Consider the following 16611-nt stretch of genomic DNA (forward strand, 5'->3'; position numbering starts at 1 on the left):
GGCGTAGCCATGGGGGCGAAACAGAGGGCGTCTGGACGCGGCTGAAGTACGAGGGCGGCGTGCACCGTGTGCAGCGGGTGCCCGCGACCGAGTCGCAGGGCCGCATCCACACCAGCGCGGTCGGCGTGCTCGTGACGCCCGAGGCCGAGGACGTCGACGTCCAGATCGACCCGAACGACCTGCGCATCGACGTGTACCGCTCGTCCGGTCCGGGCGGGCAGAGCGTCAACACGACCGACTCGGCGGTCCGCATCACGCACCAGCCGACCGGCGTGGTCGTCTCGTGCCAGAACGAGAAGAGCCAGCTCCAGAACAAGGAGCAGGCGCTGCGCATCCTGCGGTCGCGGCTGCTGGCGATGGCGCAGGAGGAGGCGGACGCGGCCGCGTCGGCCGAGCGCAAGAGCCAGGTCCGCACGGTCGACCGCTCCGAGCGCGTCCGCACCTACAACTACCCGGAGAACCGGATCTCCGACCACCGGGTCGGCTACAAGGCCTACAACCTCGACCAGGTGCTGGACGGGGACCTCCACAACGTCACGCAGGCGCTGGTCGACGCGGACATGGAACGGCGCCTGGCCGAAGCCCAAACCCAGACACCATGACTCTGCTGCTGGACGAGATCGCCAGGGCCACCGCCCGCCTCGCCGACGCGGGCGCGGCCTCGCCCCGCGCCGACGCCGAGGAGCTCGCGGCGGCCGTGCACCAGGTGCGGCGCTCGGAGCTGCACGGCGTGCCCGACAGCGCGTTCGACGCCCGCTTCTGGGAGTACGTCGCCCGGCGCGAGGCGGGGGAGCCGCTGCAGCACATCACCGGCCGCGCCTACTTCCGCTACCTGGAGCTGAAGGTCGGGCCGGGGGTGTTCGTCCCGCGCCCCGAGACCGAGGTGATGGTCGGCTGGGCGCTGGAGACCCTCCGCGACATGGACGTCCAGGACCCCCTCGTCGTCGACCTCGGCACGGGTTCGGCCGCGATCGCCCTCTCCATCGCGCTCGAGGCGCCCCGCGCGCGCGTCCACGCGGTCGAGAAGGACCCGACGGCCTTCGTGCACGCGACCCGCAACATCGAGGAGCTGGACGAGCGCGGCCGCGTCCGCCTGCACCTGGACGACTTCGCGGCGGCCCTGCCCGAGCTGAACGGCACCGTCGACCTCGTCATCAGCAACCCGCCCTACATCCCGATGAGCGAGTGGGAGTACGTCCCGCCGGACGTCCGCGACCACGACCCCGCCGACGCGCTGTGGGGCGGCGGCGAGGACGGCCTGGACGCGATCCGCGTCATCGAGCGCACCGCCCGCCGGCTGCTCCGCCCCGGCGGCCACGCCGCCGTCGAGCACAGCGACCTGCAGGGCAACGGCGTGTACTGGATCTTCGCCGAGGAGAACGGCTGGCGCGACGTCCGCAACCGCCGCGACCTCACCAACCGGGACCGCTTCGTGACGGCGCGCCTGGCGACCGACTAGCACCGCTATCCTGGTCGGTGCTGTTTCGATGAGCGCCGCGCAGATGGGAAGACGGGCGATCGTGAGCCGACGTTATGACTGCTCAGAGCCGATGGAGCGCACCCGCGGGATCGCCGAGGCCGTATCGGCCGTGCGGCGCGGTGAGCTGATCGTCCTGCCGACCGACACCGTGTACGGGGTGGGCGCGGACGCGTTCGTGCCGCCCGCCGTGGCGGCGCTGCTGGAGGCCAAGGGGCGCGGGCGGGAGATGCCGCCGCCGGTGCTGGTCGGGTCCGTGCGGGCCGCGACGGCCCTGGTGGACGACCTCGGCACCTACGGGCAGGACCTCATCGACGAGTTCTGGCCGGGTGCGCTGACGCTGGTGTGCCGGGCCAACCCGAACCTCATGTGGGACCTCGGCGAGACCAAGGGCACCGTCGCCGTCCGGATGCCGATGCACGAGCTGGCGGTGGAGGTCCTCAAGGAGACCGGCCCGCTGGCCGTGAGCAGCGCGAATCTGAGCGGGCAGCCGGCGGCGCGCAGCGCCGAGGAGGCCGAGAAGATGCTCGGTGACTCGGTCTCGGTCTACCTGGACGGCGGCCTGTCCGGGCGCGCCGACCCGTCGACCATCCTCGACCTCACCGGGCCCGTCCCGCGCGTCCTGCGCAAGGGCGCCATCCCGGTGGACAAGATACGCGCCGTGGTGGGCGTCGTCCTCACCGACGACGACGATGTGAAGGAGCCCGCAGAGGCCGTTGCGGAGCCGGAACCGGCCAAGCCCTCCCTGACCAAGGGGGAGACGGCGCAGGCGCAGGAAGAGGCTGCTGAGGGCCCTGCGGACACCGCTGAGCCCGCCGGGCCGGCCGCCGAGGCGGCGGCGGGGCCGTCGCTGGCGAAGAGAGAGCCCGAGGACGGCTGAGTCCGGGCGTGTGAGCGTGCCGGGAAGAGTGCGAAGGCCCCGCCGGGCCGGGCGGGGCCTGTGCCGTCAGGCGAGCTGTGCCGTCGGGCGGCACGGCGACGTCAGAAGAGCTTCTTGCCCTTGCCGTACAGGTATTTGCCGGTCTTCTTGTTCCGGCCGCACTCCTGCACCCACAGGTGGCTGCTGTAGCTGGAGCTCACGCTGATCTTGACGGTCGCCTTGCCGTCGAAGTTGTACTTCTGGCCCTTCGAGTTCACGCCGATGATCTTGAAGCGCGAGTAGTACTTGGTGTTGCCCTCGGTGAACAGGAACCGGACGCAGGCGGTCCAGCCGTTCTTCTTGTCGTCGGCGAGGTAGCCCTTCACGTACGTCTTGCCGTTCTTGCGGGTGTAGGTACCCCAGGCGGCGACGTGACTGTAGGAGTTGTAGGGCTTCCAGCTCTTGGCGGCCGCCGCCTCGGCGGGGGCGCCCGCGACGGCCATGCCGGCCATCACGGTGCCGGCGGCCAGGGCCACTGCAGCGAATCGCCGCATAGATCCTCCAGGCTCGTTTTGGGGGGTTAGCGACGGATAACTTAGCAGTGTCCGACCGGTCATCTTTATCGCGGGCTTACACGCTGACCAGGGCAGGACGAAATCCGCGGACCGGCGAACCGATCGGGGGCGCGGCGCGTCCAAGAGTCCGCGAAGCGCTTCGCGCCGGGCCGCCGCACGGCACCGGCGGCGTTACCCGGACACGATCACGGCAACAGTGGAACCATGCCTGACGTGCGTGGCCGTGTCCGGGGGCCGGCGATCTTCGCGGGCCTCCTGCTGCTGACCCTCGGGCTCCTACCGCCCGCGGGCGCCGCCGCGGCCGGCGGCGAGCGCATCCCGACCTACGACGTGGTGCTGACCATCGGCGCCGACGGGGTCCTGTACGTCCGGGAGACCATCACCTACGACTTCGATCAGGCCGGCGAGCACGGGATCGTGCGGAGCGTGCCGTTCCGCGTCGGCGACCGGGTCTACGACGTGCGCAACATCGGCAGCAGCTCCTCCACCGGGGCCCCGGCGCGCGTCCGGACCACGCGGTTCCTGCACGACGTGCGGATCAGCGTCGGCGACCGGCACCGCGAGGTCCGCGGGCGCCAGGCGTACGTGATCGAGTACGAGGTGGGGCGGGCGTTCACCCCGCGCGCCGGCCGCGTCGAGCTGGTGTGGGACGCGATCGGGACGTCCTGGCGCGTCCCGATCGGCAACGCGGCGGTGCGGGTCGAGGCGCCGGTCCCGCTGCGGCACGTGAGCTGCCGTGCGGGCGCCCCGGGCGCGACGACCCGGTGCCTGCGCGACCGCGACGGCCCCTACGCCGTGGACTTCGTCCAGACCCTGCTCGCCCCGCACGAGGGCATGGTGATCCGGGTGCGGCTGCCGGAGCACGCGATCGCGGTCGCCCCGCCGCGCTACGTCCCGCCGCGCTGGACGGGCGGCTGGCCGGGCACCGCGCTGCTCGCCCTGGCCATCGGCGCGGTCGCGCTGGTCGGACGGCTCCCGGCGCCGCGCCGGCGGGCCGGGGCGGGGCTGCTCGCGGCCGGCCTGCTGCTGATCGTCGCCGACGCGGGGGAGGAGGTCGCGGCCCGCGGGACGTGGGCGTTCTCGGTGGGCGACCGGTCCCTGGCCGGCCTGGCGCTGCTGATCGTCGGAGCCGGGATCATCTGCGCCCATCGGGCGGGTGGGTCTACAGTTGGTCGGTCTCGATGCGAACACATCGTCCCGCCCGGACGTCCAACGATGGAGACCCGCCCGATGGATCGGGTGCGCGGGGCGGGGTAAAAGGGCAACGGCGATCGGTCAGAGGAGGCGCAGGGGAGTGCGGGAGTACCTGCTCACGATCCTTGTCGCCGCCCTGGTCGCCTATCTGCTGACCCCGTCGGTGCGGCGGTTCGCCGTCTGGTTCGGGGCGCAGGCCGTCCCGCGCGAGCGCGACGTGCACGTGATCCCGACGCCCCGGCTGGGCGGCCTCGCGATGTTCGGCGGGATGGTGGCGGCGCTGGTGGTCGCGACCGGGCTGCCGGAGATGCGCAAGGTCCTGGACGACGGCGACATCAGCGTCGCGAAGGCGCTGCTGCTGTCGGGCGGCCTGATCGTGCTGATCGGCATCGCCGACGACCGCTGGGAGGTGGACGCGCTCACCAAGTTCGCCGGGCAGGTCGCGGCCGCCGGGATCTTCATCATGCAGGGCATCCAGATCTATGTGATCCCGCTGCCGACGGGCGAGTCGCTGTCGCTGCCGCCCGCCTACGGGGTGCCGCTGACCGTCCTGGTCGTGGTCGCGACGATCAACGCGGTGAACTTCATCGACGGCCTGGACGGCCTCGCCGCGGGCGTCGTCGGCATCGCCGCGCTGGCGCTGTTCTCCTACGCCTACCTGCTGTCGAAGGCCAACGGGCTGACCACGCTGACCGGCGCGACGCTCATCGCCGCGGTCCTGTTCGGGATGTGCGCGGGCTTCCTGCCGCACAACTTCAGCCCCGCCAAGATCTTCATGGGCGACACCGGCTCGATGCTGATCGGGCTGCTGCTCAGCGCGTCCACGATCATGCTGACCGGGCAGTTCGACCCGGCCGTCCTCGCCAACGGGCTGTTCCCGTTCTTCGTCCCGGTACTGCTGATCCCGGCGGTGGCCGCGGTCCCGTTCATGGACATGCTGCTCGCGGTGCTGCGGCGCACGAGCCAGGGCCGGTCGCCGTTCTCCCCGGACAAGCAGCACCTGCACCACCGGCTGCTGCAGCTCGGCCACTCCACCCGCCGGGCCGTGCTGATCATGTACTTCTGGGTCGGGCTGCTGGCGTCCGGCCTGGTCGGGCTGGCGCTGTTCGACGCCGCGTGGATCACCCTCGGGATCACGCTGCTGGTCGCGACGGGCGGTGTCGTGCTGATGCTCCGCAAACCGCGCCGCAAGAAGCCGTCCGCCGACCCGGGCACCGGCGACCACCCTGCGCAGCGGCCGACGATGCGGGTCTGACCGACTGTCTGAAGCAGGCCCTGAGCTGGGCTAAAGTCCAGGTGCAAGCGTCACCGGAGGTAGCCTCCCCGGACCCGGATGCGCATTACCTCTAGGGTAATTGTGGACATACCGGACGCTTGTGATACCTTTCACGAACAACAGACGACCACTGACCGTGACCAGCCGGAGCCCACATGCACACCTCCGAAGCTCGGATGCTCCGCGGCGCCGCGATTCCGACCGCGATCGTCGGGGTGGCCGCCGTCCTGATCGGCCTGCTGACCGCCGGCGCCAAGGGCGCCCTCGCCGCGGCACTGGCCTCCGTCGTGGTGATCGCCTTCTTCTCGGTCAGCGCGCTGGTGGTCTCCTGGGCCGCCAGGTACTCCGCGCAGACGATGATGCTCGCCGCGCTGGCGAGCTACATGGTGAAGATCCTCGCGGTGATGGTGCTGGTCACGACGATGGACGGCGTCTCGATCTGGAACACGACGGTGTTCGGCTGGACGGTCATCGGCCTCGCGCTGCTCTGGATCGCCGCCGAGTTCCGCGTCGTCCTGCAGCGGAGGCCCTACATTGACGAGCCCGAGAACGTCCTTGACCGGAGTCCGTGATGCGGGTCCCGCGGACGGTGCCTGCCCCTACGGACTACTCCAATATGACCACCGCACGGGTGGCCTGCTATCGTCCGGAGCGCGATGAGCGAGCAGAAACCCCGGCCGGAGGACGGCCAGCGGGAATTCGCCGACGTCGCCTGGTCCGTGCCCAGCTACCTCCTCTCCGGGATGATCATCTGGGGCGGCATCGGGTGGCTGCTGTCCACGTGGACGCACCAGACCTGGCTGATCCCCATCGGCCTGATCATCGGTGCCGGGCTCGCCGTCTACCTGGTCTACCTGAAGTACGGTCGCCACTCCTCCTGAGCGGCCCCGCCGCCGAGGAAGTCGCCGAGGAAGCCTTCGTGAAACATCACCACATTGATGAAGGGAACGCCGCGTGAACGCGCTGACGGTCCTCGCCACCGGGGGAGACGAGTTCAAAGCCCCGGGCCCGGAGCTGTTCGACTTCCCGCCCCTGTTCGCCGGCGGCCCGGAGTGGCTGACCAAACCCGTCGTGTTCGCGGTCGTCGGCTCCCTGCTGACCTGCGCCGTCTTCTGGATGGCGTTCGCCAAGCCGAAGCTCGTGCCGCGCGGCATGCAGAACATCGGTGAGATCGGCTACATGTTCGTGCGGGACGAGATCGCCCGCCCGTTCCTCGGCAAGAACACCGACCGGTGGATGCCGATGCTCATGTCGCTGTTCTTCCTGATCTGGTTCTGGAACATCTTCGCGGTCATCCCGATCATCCAGTTCCCGGTCGCGTCGCACATCGCGTTCCCGATCGTCCTGGCGGTGTTCGTCTACATCGTCAAGGTCTACCTGGGCTTCAAGCACCAGGGCCCGGTGAAGTACTTCACCAACATGATCCCCAAGGGCCTGCCGCTGCCGGTCTACTTCCTGCTGGTGCCGATCGAGTACCTCTCGACGTTCATCCTGGCGCCCTTCACGCACGCGGTCCGGCTCTTCGCCAACATGTTCGCCGGTCACACGATCCTGGCGTTCTTCAGCCTCGTCGGCTTCTGGTTCCTCTTCGAGAAGCCCACCGCGCTCGGCTTCGGCGTCGGCATCGTCGGCGTCATCGTCACGATCCTGCTCACCGCGCTGGAGCTGCTGATCCAGTTCCTGCAGGCGTTCCTGTTCGCGATGCTCGCCGCGATGTACATCCAGAGCGGCCTCGAAGCGGAACACTAAGCCCCCCGGGACCCCGGCGCCCCCGCGCCGGCCCCGCTCCGACAACTCGTTAGCCCAGACCGGCGGAGCCTCCGCCGGCCGACAGAAAAGGAATGAACCCATGACGGGAGCCGTCCTCGCCGCAGTCGAAGGCAACGTCACCTCGATCGGCTACGGCCTCGCGGCCATCGGCCCGGGCATCGGCATCGGCATCATCTTCGGCCAGGGCGTGAACGCGATCGCCCGCCAGCCGGAGCTGACCGGCGTGATCCGCACCAACATGCTGCTGGGCTTCGTCCTCACCGAGGCGCTGGCCCTCATCGGCCTGGTCGCGCCGTTCATCTTCCAGGGCATCTGACCACCACGGGTCCCATCTGAGGAAGGGCTGCAGACATGATCACAGCAGCTTCCGTCCTAGCGGCGGAGGAGAACAACCCTCTCGTCCCGCACCCGTACGAGCTGGTCGTCGGCATCTTCTCGTTCCTCGTCGTCATGATCGTCCTGGGGCGCATCCTCGTTCCGCGTCTGCAGAAGACGCTGGAGGAGCGGACTCAGGCGATCGAAGGCGGCCTCGAGCGGGCAGAGCAGGCGCAGAAAGAGGCCCAGCAGGTCCTCGATCAGTACAAGTCCCAGCAGAAGGCGGCCGCGGTCGAGGCGTCCAACGAGCGGCGCAAGGCCGAGGAGCAGGGCGCGCAGATCATCGCCGAGGCCAAGGAGAAGGCCCAGGCGGAGGCTCGCAAGATCGTCGAGGACGCGAAGAAGCAGATCGAGGCCGAGCGGCAGCAGGCGCTGCAGTCGCTGCGCGCCGAGATCGGCGCCATGTCGGTCGACCTCGCCGGCCGTGTCGTGGGCGAGTCCCTTGAGGACAGCGCGCGGCAGAGCCGGGTCGTGGACCGGTTCCTCGAGGAGCTGGAGAGCCGCGCTCGCACGCAGGAGCAGATCACATCATGACCATCACGGGAGCGGTGAGCAGGGCGTCGCTGGCCGAGGCCAAGGACCGGCTGGAGGCCGTCATCACCTCCGCCGACCTGGCGGGGCTCGGCGGCGACCTGTTCGCGGTGCTGCACCTGATCGACCGCGAGCACGGGCTGCGGCGGGCGGTGTCCGACCCGGCGCGGGACGGTGCCGACAAGGCGCAGCTCGTCCAGATCCTGCTGGAGGGCAAGGTGTCGCCGGCCGCTCTCGGGCTGGTCGCCGACGTCGTCCGGCTGCGCTGGTCGAAGCCCTCGGAACTGGCGGACGCGGTGGAGACCCTCGCGGTCACCGCCGAGGCCGCCCGCGCCGAGGCCGACGGCAGGATCGACGACCTGGAGGACGAGCTGTTCCGGTTCGGCCGGGTCGTCGAGGGCGAGGTCGCGCTGCGCAGTGCTCTCGCCGGCCCGGGACTGCCGGACGACCGCAAGCTCGGCCTGGTCAACGCGCTGCTGGAGGGCAAGGTCACTCCCGCGACGCTGACGCTGGTCACCGAGCTGGTGCTGCGGCCGAGAGGACGTAGCCTGGAAGGCGGGCTGGCCGAGTACGGCAAGCTCGTCGCCCAGCGCCGGCAGCGGCTCGTCGCGCTCGTCCGGACGCCGGTCGAGCTGTCGGCGCAGCAGCGGACGCGGCTCGCCGCGGTGCTCGCCGCCGCCTACGGGCACGAAGTACACCTGAACATCGAGATCGACCCGAGCACGATCGGCGGACTGTCGATCGAGATCGGGGACGAGATCATCGACGGCACGATCGCCGGACGGCTGGACGACGTCCGCCGGCGGCTCGGCGCCGGCTGAGGCCGGTAGAACCGGCTGCGTTGCCGAGTGCCGGCAGAGCTGACCCTTAAGGGAGCAAGAGAGGAATCATGGCGGAGCTGACGATCCGTCCGGACGAGATCCGGAACGCGCTGGAGCGCTTCGTCCAGTCGTACGAGCCCGAGGCCGCCGCGCGCGAAGAGGTCGGCACCGTCGTCGATTCCGGCGACGGTATCGCCCACGTCGAGGGCCTGCCCTCCGCGATGGCGAACGAACTCCTTGAGTTCGAGGACGGTACCCGTGGCCTGGCTCTGAACCTGGACGTGCGCGAGATCGGCGCCGTTGTCCTGGGTGACTTCAGCAACATCGAGGAGGGCCAGAAGGTCCGGCGGACCGGCGAGGTCCTGTCGGCGCCGGTCGGCGACGCCTTCCTCGGTCGCGTCGTGGACGCGCTGGGCAACCCGCTGGACGGCCTCGGCCCGGTCGAGACGACCGAGCGCCGTGCGCTGGAACTGCAGGCCCCGACGGTCGTGCAGCGGCAGTCGGTGAAGGAGCCGCTGCAGACCGGCATCAAGGCCATCGACGCGATGACGCCGATCGGCCGCGGCCAGCGGCAGCTGATCATCGGTGACCGGCAGACCGGCAAGACCACGGTCTGCGTGGACACCATCATCAACCAGAAGGAAGCCTGGGACTCCGGCGACCCGAGCAAGCAGGTGCGCTGCATCTACGTCGCGGTCGGTCAGAAGGGCTCCACGATCGCGAACGTCCGCCGCTCCCTGGAGGAGGCCGGCGCGCTGGAGTACACCACGATCGTGGCGGCTCCGGCGTCGGACCCGGCGGGCTTCAAGTACATCGCCCCCTACACCGGGTCCGCGATCGGGCAGCACTGGATGTACCAGGGCAAGCACGTCCTGATCGTGTTCGACGACCTGTCGAAGCAGGCCGAGGCGTACCGCGCGGTGTCGCTGCTGCTGCGCCGCCCGCCGGGCCGCGAGGCCTACCCCGGTGACGTCTTCTACCTGCACTCGCGCCTGCTGGAGCGCTGCGCGAAGCTGTCGGACGACCTCGGTGCCGGTTCGATGACGGGTCTGCCGATCATCGAGACCAAGGGCAACGACGTGTCGGCGTACATCCCGACGAACGTCATCTCGATCACCGACGGGCAGTGCTTCCTGGAGACGGACCTGTTCAACCAGGGCGTCCGGCCGGCGATCAACGTCGGCATCTCGGTCTCCCGGGTCGGCGGCTCCGCGCAGATCAAGGCGATGCGCAAGGTCGCCGGCACGCTGCGCCTCGCGCTGTCGCAGTTCCGCGACCTGGAGGCGTTCGCCGCCTTCGCGTCCGACCTGGACGCCGCGTCCCGCGCCCAGCTGGAGCGCGGCGCCCGCCTGGTCGAGCTGCTGAAGCAGCCGCAGGGCGCGCCGTTCCCGGCCGAGCAGGAGGTCGTGTCCGTGTGGGCCGGCACCTCCGGCGAGCTGGACGACGTCCCGGTCGCCGACATCCGCCGCTTCGAGCGCGAGTTCCTCGAGTACGTCAAGCGCGAGGAGGGCGGCCTGCTCACCGCCATCCGCGAGACGGGGCAGCTCTCCGACGACGGCCTCACCAGCCTCAAGAACGCCATCACGGAGTTCAAGAAGGGCTTCCAGACCAGCGAGGGCGACCTGCTGGCCGAGGAGCCCGTCGAACCGATCGAGGCCGAGGACGTCGAGCAGGAGACCATCACCCGCGTCAAGAAGGACTGACGCCGATGGCCGCGCAACTTCGTCAACTCCGGCAGCAGATCAAGACGGTCAAGTCGACCGCCAAGATCACGCGCGCCCAGGAGATGATCGCCACGTCGCGGATCGTCAAGGCCCAGCAGGCGGTGGCGGCGTCCAAGCCGTACGCCGACCAGATCACGCAGGCCCTGACCGCGCTGGTGAGCCATCACGTCGGGATCGACCACCCGCTCCTGCAGGAGCAGCCGGCCGACACCCGCAGCGCCGTCCTGATCGTCACCAGCGATCGCGGGTTCTGCGGCGCCTACAACGCCAACGTGATCCGCGAGGCCGAGTCGCTGATCCGCGCGCTGCGGGACGAGGGCCGCGAGCCCGTCCCGTACGTGGTGGGCAACAAGGGCATCACCTGGTACCGGTTCCGGGGCCGGGAGGTCGCGGAGACCTGGCACGGGTTCAGCGACCGCCCGCACTTCGGGAACGCGGAGCAGATCGGCCGCCGGCTCACCGAGGACTTCCTCAAGACCGACGCCGAGGGCGGTGTCGGCGAGATCCACGTGGTCTACACCGAGTTCGTCTCGATGCTGACCCAGGCCGTCCAGGTCAAGCGGCTCATGCCGCTGGAGATCGAGGAGAGTTCGTCGGGCAAGGTCCCGCCGGCGTACGAGTTCGAGCCGTCCGCGCAGGCGGCGCTCGACCTGCTGCTGCCCAACTACATCGAGAGCCGCATCTTCCACATGCTGCTGCAGTCGGCGGCGTCCTTCCAGGCGTCGGTCCGGCGGGCCATGAAGTCGGCGACCGACAATGCCAACGAACTGCTCGGGGTCTACACGCGCCAGATGAACCAGGCGCGGCAGGCCGCGATCACCCAGGAAATCAGCGAGATCGTCGGTGGCGCTGACGCGCTCGCCGAGTCTGGCGGGGAGTGATAATGACTGCACAGGTAGAGACGGCGACCGCGACCGGGCGCGTCGCACGCGTCATCGGCCCGGTCGTCGACGTGGAGTTCCCCGCCGACGCCCTCCCGGACATCTACAACGCGCTCAACGTCCAGGTCACCCTGGGCGGCGAGGAGAAGACCCTGACCTTCGAGGTCGCCCAGCACCTGGGCGACAACATGGTCCGGGCCATCTCGATGCAGCCCACGGACGGCCTCGTCCGCGGCGCGCCGGTGTACGACAGCGGCGAGTCCATCGCGGTCCCGGTCGGCGACATCACCAAGGGCCACGTGTGGAACGCCCTCGGCGAGGCGCTGGACGCCCCGACCGCGTCGCTGGAGATCAACGAGCGGTGGGGCATCCACCGCAAGGCCCCGGCGTTCGACCAGCTGGAGTCCCGCACCGAGATGCTGGAGACCGGCATCAAGGTGATCGACCTGCTCGCCCCGTACGTCAAGGGCGGGAAGATCGGCCTGTTCGGCGGCGCCGGTGTGGGCAAGACGGTCCTCATCCAGGAGATGATCCGCCGTGTCGCCCGCAACTTCGGCGGCACCTCGGTGTTCGCCGGCGTCGGCGAGCGCACCCGCGAGGGCAACGACCTCTGGGTGGAGATGGACGAGGCGGACGTCCTCAAGGACACCGCCCTCGTCTTCGGCCAGATGGACGAGCCGCCGGGCACCCGGCTGCGCGTCGCGCTGGGCGCGCTGACGATGGCGGAGTACTTCCGCGACGTCCAGAACCAGGACGTGCTGCTGTTCATCGACAACATCTTCCGGTTCACGCAGGCCGGCTCGGAGGTTTCCACGCTGCTCGGGCGCATGCCGTCCGCGGTGGGGTACCAGCCGACGCTGGCCGACGAGATGGGCGTGCTGCAGGAGCGGATCACCTCGACGCGCGGTCACTCGATCACCTCGATGCAGGCGATCTACGTGCCCGCCGACGACATCACCGACCCGGCGCCGCACACCACGTTCGCGCACCTGGACGCCACCACGACGCTCTCCCGGAGCATCTCCGAGAAGGGCATCTTCCCGGCGGTCGACCCGCTCGACTCCACCTCGCGGATCATGGACCCGCAGATCCTGGGGAACGAGCACTACGAGGTCGCCCAGGAGGTCGTGCGGATCCTGCAGAAGTACAAGGAGCTGCAGGACATCATCGCGATCCTCGGTATCGACGAGTTGTCGGAGGAGGACAAGGTCACCGTCCAGCGGGCGCGGCGCATCGAGCGCTTCCTGTCGCACCCGATGTACGTGGCCGAGCAGTTCACCGGCCAGCCCGGTGTCACCGTGCCGAAGGACGAGACGGTCGCCTCCTTCAAGGCGATCGCCGAGGGCAAGTACGACCACCTGCCCGAGCAGGCGTTCTTCATGTGCGGCGGCATCGAGGACGTCGAGAAGAAGGCCAGGGAGCTGGAGAAGTAGTCGCTCCGGCGGGGCCGTCCCGGGACCGCGCGCTCGACCGCGCGTCCGGGGCGGCCCCCGCCGGAACCGCTCCAGTATTCGCAAGGAGGCAGGCGTGGCAAATCTGAGGGTCGGGCTGGTCTCGCCTGAGCGCGAGATCTGGTCCGGCGAGGCCAAGATGGTGGTCGCGCAGACCATCGAGGGGTCGCTCGGCATCCTGCCGGGCCACGCCCCGGTGCTGGGCGTCCTGCTGGACGGCAGCGTGGTGAAGATCGAGCCGGCGGACGGCGGCACGCCGGTCACGGCGGCGGTCGGCAGCGGGTTCTTCTCGATCGCCGCCGACGAGGTGTCGATCCTGGCCGAGCAGGCCGAGCTGGGCGAGGAGATCGACGTCGACGCGGCCCGGCGGGCGCTGGACGAGGCGCTCGAACTGGCCGCCGAGGACGCGGTTCCGGAGCGGCGTGCGCGCGCCCGGCTGCGCGCGGCGGGCATCGAGGCCTAGCATCTGAGGTCTGGAGTTCGACGGACGGCGGGGGATTTGGCCGAGCACCTGGCACTGGACGTGGGCGGTGCCCTGGCCGCGCTCGTCCTCGTGGCGGCGCTGCTGTTCGTCTGCATGGCGGTGCGCCGCTGGCTGTTCACGCGCGGCGGCGGCACCGTGGAGTGCAGCCTGCGCGAGCTGTCCCCGGAGGGCGGAGCGCCGGGGGTGTGGCGGCTCGGCATCGGCCGGTACAAGGGCGATGAGCTGCACTGGCACCGCGTGTTCGGTTTCCGGAGAAGGCCCCGGCAGGTGATTCACCGCCGGGGCCTCGTCGTGTCCAACCGGCGCCGGCCCGACCCGCAGGAGGCGGAGGGGCTGCTGCCGGACGTCAGCGTCATCGAGGTGCGCGACGGCGCGCTGAGCGTGGAGCTGGCGATGGGCGCGGCGGCGCTGACCGGGTTCCTGGCGTGGCTGGAGGCGGCACCGCCCGGCCTGCCGGTCGATCTGCACCAACCGGAATGAGCGGGCGGCGGTACAAGCCGGCGGGACGAGCCGGCGGGACGACCGGCGGGACGAGCCGGCGGCGGGGCATGCGCGGGTAAGACGCCGGTATCGAGTTGGCGTTGCGGCGCCGCCGCTGCTTGAGGCGGGCGGGGCCGGGGTCCAGGATCGCTGCTGGTCCCGGTCCGTCACCGTCCGCTGGAGTGCACGTGCGCAAGCTGATCACCGGCCGCAGTCTCCTCACCGGCACGGCCGTGGCCCTGCCCGCGCTGTTCCTGCCCGCGGCACTGCCGGCCGCCGGTGCCGCGCCGCCCCGTCCCGACCTGGCGAAGCTGGTGACGCTCAAGGACGTCCAGGCGCACCTGGCGGCTTTTCAGGAGATCGCGGACTACAACGGCGGCAACCGCGCCGCGGGCACCCCCGGCTACGACGTGTCCGTCCGGTACGTCGTCGGGCGGCTCCGGAAGGCCGGTCTCACCCCGAAGGTGCGCACGTTCACCTACCCGTACTGGCGGGAGAAGTCCGAGCCGGTGTTCGCGCGGACGGCGCCGTCCAAGAAGACCTTCACGCGGGAGAAGGACTTCCTCACGTTCGCCTACTCCGGGTCCGGCGACGTGACCGCGCCGGTGGTCGCGGTGGACGTCCCGGCGAAGGGCGAGGGCACGAGCGGCTGCGAGAAGGACGACTTCAAGGGCTTCAAGAAGGGCTCGATCGCCCTCGTCCAGCGCGGCGGCTGCGGGTTCGCGGCGAAGGCGGCGCGGGCGAAGGCGGCGGGCGCGTCCGCCGCGGTCGTCTTCAACAAGCCCGGGGAGAAGGGGCCGATCAACGGGACGGTGTCGAAACCGGCCGCGCTCCCGGTCGTCGGCGTCACCCGTGAGCTGGGCGCCGAACTGGTGAAGGCCGCGAAGAAGGGCGGGCTGAAGCTGCGCGTGAAGACCGACACGGTGCACGGGAAGACGTCGTCCGCGAACGTCGTCGCCGACACCGAGCGGGGCGACGCCGGCAACGTGGTGCTGGTCGGCGCGCACCTCGACAGCGTTCCGGCCGGGCCGGGGATCAACGACAACGGGACCGGGGCCGCCGCGCTCCTCGCGATCGCCGGGAAGATCAAGGACCTCGGCAAGGGCCTGCACAACCGGGTGCGGTTCGCCTGGTGGGGGGCCGAGGAGGAGGGCCTGCGCGGCTCCGCGCACTACGTGGAGTCGCTGCCGGCGGGCGAGCGGTCGAAGATCGCGCTGAACATCAACCTCGACATGCTCGGCTCGCCCAACGGCACCCGCGGCGTGTACGACGGCGACCACTCCACCGGCGGCGGCACCCGGGCGCCCGCCGGGTCGGGGGCGATCGAGAAGATGTTCCGCGACTACTTCGAGGGACGCCGCCTGCCGACGACCGAGAGCGAGTTCGACGGGCGCTCCGACTACGGGCCGTTCGTCGAGCGGGGCATCCCGTCCGGCGGGATCGCCACCGGCGCCGAGGGCGTGAAGACGGCCGCCGAGGCCAAGACGTTCGGGGGCCGCGCCGGCAAGGCGTACGACCCCTGCTACCACGACAAGTGCGACCGGCTGAAGAACGTGGACCTCAAGCTGCTCGATACGAACACCGACGGGGTCGCGCACGTCCTGCAGCACCTCGCCGGGACGACCGTCGCGGTCAACGGCGGCGCCCGGCTGGCCCTGCCCGTCGTCCCGTCCTACGAGCCGCTCCGGCAGGGCCCCCACCTGGTCCGCTAGTTCGGCGAGACGGAGATTCCGCCGTCGCGGGTGGTGAGCTTGATCCGCCGCTCGGAGCGGGAGTCCTGGTGGATCGCCGCGTCGATCAGCTTGCGGCCGTTGTCGGTGGACGCGCTGATCGCGTAGGCCGGTTCGGCCGGCAGGCGCAGCCGGACGGAGCCGTTGTCGGTGTTCGCGTCGATGTTCGCGGGCGGTGTGCTGAGCCGCAGGTCGATACCGCCGTCCCTGGTGCGGGCGGTGATCCGGTCGGCGGCCAGCCCGGTCGCGGTGATGCCGCCGTTGTCGGTGTGCACCTCCACGGTGGTGATCTTCCCGCCGAGGCTGATGCGGCCGTCGCGGGAGCGGGCCGTCAGCTTGTCGGCGGTGAGCCCGGTCGCGTCCACGGAGCCGTTGTCGCTGCGCAGGTCGGCGGTGGTGACGCGGCCCGAGACCCGCAGCGCCCCGTCGGCGGAGGAGAGGGACGCCGTGGACGCCCGCAGATCCGTCGCGGTGATCGAGCCGTTGTCGCTGTGCAGCTTCACCGCCCCGGCGAGCCCGGACGCGACGACCGCCCCGTCCCGGTTGTCGATCTGCACGGGCATGGAGCGCGGCACCCGCACCCGGTAGGACACCCCGCAGGACGAGGCGATCCCGATCGCCTGCGTCCCGCACTTGGCGGTGAGCGAGAGCGTGTCGTCCTCGACGGAGTGCTTCGCCCGCGGCTTGTTCTTGTCGTTGGACCAGCGCAGCCGCTCCTCGACCTTGATGCCGGGGGAGTCGGACGCGGTCACCTCGACCCGGCTCCCGGTCGTCTTGATCTTCAGCGCGGTGACGCCGGCCGGCGCGGTGTAGGAGCGGTCCTCGTGGCGCGTGCCGCCGAAGCTCACGTTGCCGCAGCCGGTCAGCGCCACCGCCGCCGCCGCCAGAACGGCCGTGCCGGTCAGGGTCCTCACGTGCTCACTCCCGTTGTCGCCATGCCCTCGTCCATGACCAGGCTGGCCTGCGCGGACCAGCGTCACCAG

At 70.6% G+C, this 16611-nt stretch carries 19 protein-coding genes; 17 read left to right on the top strand and 2 right to left on the bottom strand.

Annotation, left to right across the window (positions count from 1 at the left end):
* The 3 genes from E1284_RS15750 to E1284_RS15760 all read left to right on the top strand — a co-directional run.
* Window positions 1-602: peptide chain release factor-like protein (locus E1284_RS15750; RefSeq protein ID WP_131939833.1), on the top strand; the 602-nt coding region annotated here is incomplete at its 5' end.
* Complete coding sequence (prmC, locus tag E1284_RS15755; RefSeq protein WP_131939834.1) at window positions 599-1459, top strand: peptide chain release factor N(5)-glutamine methyltransferase; 861 nt, start codon at window positions 599-601, stop codon at window positions 1457-1459. The genes E1284_RS15750 and prmC, both read left to right, overlap by 4 nt.
* Before the next feature lie 61 nt (window positions 1460-1520).
* Complete coding sequence (locus E1284_RS15760) at window positions 1521-2357, top strand: L-threonylcarbamoyladenylate synthase (protein ID WP_131939835.1); 837 nt, start codon at window positions 1521-1523, stop codon at window positions 2355-2357.
* A 101-nt stretch (window positions 2358-2458) separates the two neighbouring features.
* Here the strand turns inward: E1284_RS15760 and E1284_RS15765 are convergent, their stop codons facing one another.
* Complete coding sequence (locus E1284_RS15765) at window positions 2459-2890, bottom strand: hypothetical protein (RefSeq protein WP_131939836.1); 432 nt, start codon at window positions 2888-2890, stop codon at window positions 2459-2461.
* Between the two features lie 225 nt (window positions 2891-3115).
* Here E1284_RS15765 and E1284_RS15770 point away from each other — a divergent pair, with 225 nt between their 5' ends.
* The 14 genes from E1284_RS15770 to E1284_RS15835 all read left to right on the top strand — a co-directional run bounded on the left by E1284_RS15770 (window position 3116) and on the right by E1284_RS15835 (window position 15610).
* Entirely contained in the window at window positions 3116-4168 is a 1053-nt protein-coding gene (locus E1284_RS15770; protein ID WP_131939837.1) for a DUF2207 domain-containing protein, read from the top strand.
* A gap of 37 nt (window positions 4169-4205) precedes the next feature.
* A complete protein-coding gene (locus E1284_RS15775; RefSeq protein WP_131939838.1) occupies window positions 4206-5360 on the top strand; it encodes an MraY family glycosyltransferase in 1155 nt (384 codons plus the stop codon).
* A gap of 176 nt (window positions 5361-5536) precedes the next feature.
* Window positions 5537-5953: a Cg1360 family ATP-synthase-associated protein gene (locus E1284_RS15780; protein ID WP_131939839.1), complete on the top strand. Its 417-nt coding sequence runs from the start codon at window positions 5537-5539 to the stop codon at window positions 5951-5953.
* Between the two features lie 84 nt (window positions 5954-6037).
* Complete coding sequence (locus E1284_RS15785) at window positions 6038-6262, top strand: AtpZ/AtpI family protein (protein ID WP_131939840.1); 225 nt, start codon at window positions 6038-6040, stop codon at window positions 6260-6262.
* A gap of 73 nt (window positions 6263-6335) precedes the next feature.
* Window positions 6336-7130: a F0F1 ATP synthase subunit A gene (atpB, locus tag E1284_RS15790; protein WP_131939841.1), complete on the top strand. Its 795-nt coding sequence runs from the start codon at window positions 6336-6338 to the stop codon at window positions 7128-7130.
* A 100-nt stretch (window positions 7131-7230) separates the two neighbouring features.
* Window positions 7231-7467, top strand: a complete 237-nt coding sequence (gene atpE / locus E1284_RS15795) for an ATP synthase F0 subunit C (RefSeq protein ID WP_089330861.1) — start codon at window positions 7231-7233, stop codon at window positions 7465-7467.
* Window positions 7468-7502: 35 nt separating this feature from the next.
* Window positions 7503-8060: a F0F1 ATP synthase subunit B gene (locus E1284_RS15800; protein WP_171068786.1), complete on the top strand. Its 558-nt coding sequence runs from the start codon at window positions 7503-7505 to the stop codon at window positions 8058-8060.
* On the top strand, window positions 8057-8878 hold the full coding sequence (locus E1284_RS15805; protein WP_131939842.1) for a F0F1 ATP synthase subunit delta: 822 nt from the start codon (window positions 8057-8059) through the stop codon (window positions 8876-8878). Before E1284_RS15800 ends, E1284_RS15805 begins: the two co-directional genes overlap by 4 nt.
* A gap of 68 nt (window positions 8879-8946) precedes the next feature.
* Window positions 8947-10581, top strand: coding sequence for a F0F1 ATP synthase subunit alpha (atpA, locus tag E1284_RS15810; RefSeq protein ID WP_131939843.1), 1635 nt, complete (start codon window positions 8947-8949; stop codon window positions 10579-10581).
* 5 nt (window positions 10582-10586) lie between these two features.
* A complete protein-coding gene (locus tag E1284_RS15815; protein ID WP_131939844.1) occupies window positions 10587-11483 on the top strand; it encodes a F0F1 ATP synthase subunit gamma in 897 nt (298 codons plus the stop codon).
* 2 nt (window positions 11484-11485) lie between these two features.
* Window positions 11486-12916 (top strand): F0F1 ATP synthase subunit beta, encoded by a 1431-nt coding sequence (gene atpD / locus E1284_RS15820; RefSeq protein ID WP_131939845.1) that lies wholly within the window; start codon window positions 11486-11488, stop codon window positions 12914-12916.
* Between the two features lie 94 nt (window positions 12917-13010).
* Window positions 13011-13397: a F0F1 ATP synthase subunit epsilon gene (locus E1284_RS15825; protein ID WP_131939846.1), complete on the top strand. Its 387-nt coding sequence runs from the start codon at window positions 13011-13013 to the stop codon at window positions 13395-13397.
* A gap of 36 nt (window positions 13398-13433) precedes the next feature.
* Window positions 13434-13898 carry a DUF2550 domain-containing protein gene (locus E1284_RS15830; RefSeq protein ID WP_131939847.1) on the top strand — a complete coding sequence of 155 codons (465 nt, stop codon included), beginning with the start codon at window positions 13434-13436 and terminating at the stop codon, window positions 13896-13898.
* A 188-nt stretch (window positions 13899-14086) separates the two neighbouring features.
* The gene (locus E1284_RS15835) at window positions 14087-15610 is read left to right on the top strand and encodes a M20/M25/M40 family metallo-hydrolase (protein WP_243714504.1); all 1524 of its coding nucleotides are present in this window, start codon (window positions 14087-14089) and stop codon (window positions 15608-15610) included.
* Here E1284_RS15835 and E1284_RS15840 read toward each other — a convergent pair.
* Window positions 15607-16542 carry a DUF4097 family beta strand repeat-containing protein gene (locus E1284_RS15840; RefSeq protein WP_165965287.1) on the bottom strand — a complete coding sequence of 312 codons (936 nt, stop codon included), beginning with the start codon at window positions 16540-16542 and terminating at the stop codon, window positions 15607-15609. The genes E1284_RS15835 and E1284_RS15840 overlap by 4 nt on opposite strands.
* Window positions 16543-16611 lie beyond the last annotated feature (69 nt).

The sequence above is a fragment of the Actinomadura bangladeshensis genome (assembly GCF_004348335.1).
In the GTDB taxonomy this organism is placed as follows: domain Bacteria; phylum Actinomycetota; class Actinomycetes; order Streptosporangiales; family Streptosporangiaceae; genus Spirillospora; species Spirillospora bangladeshensis.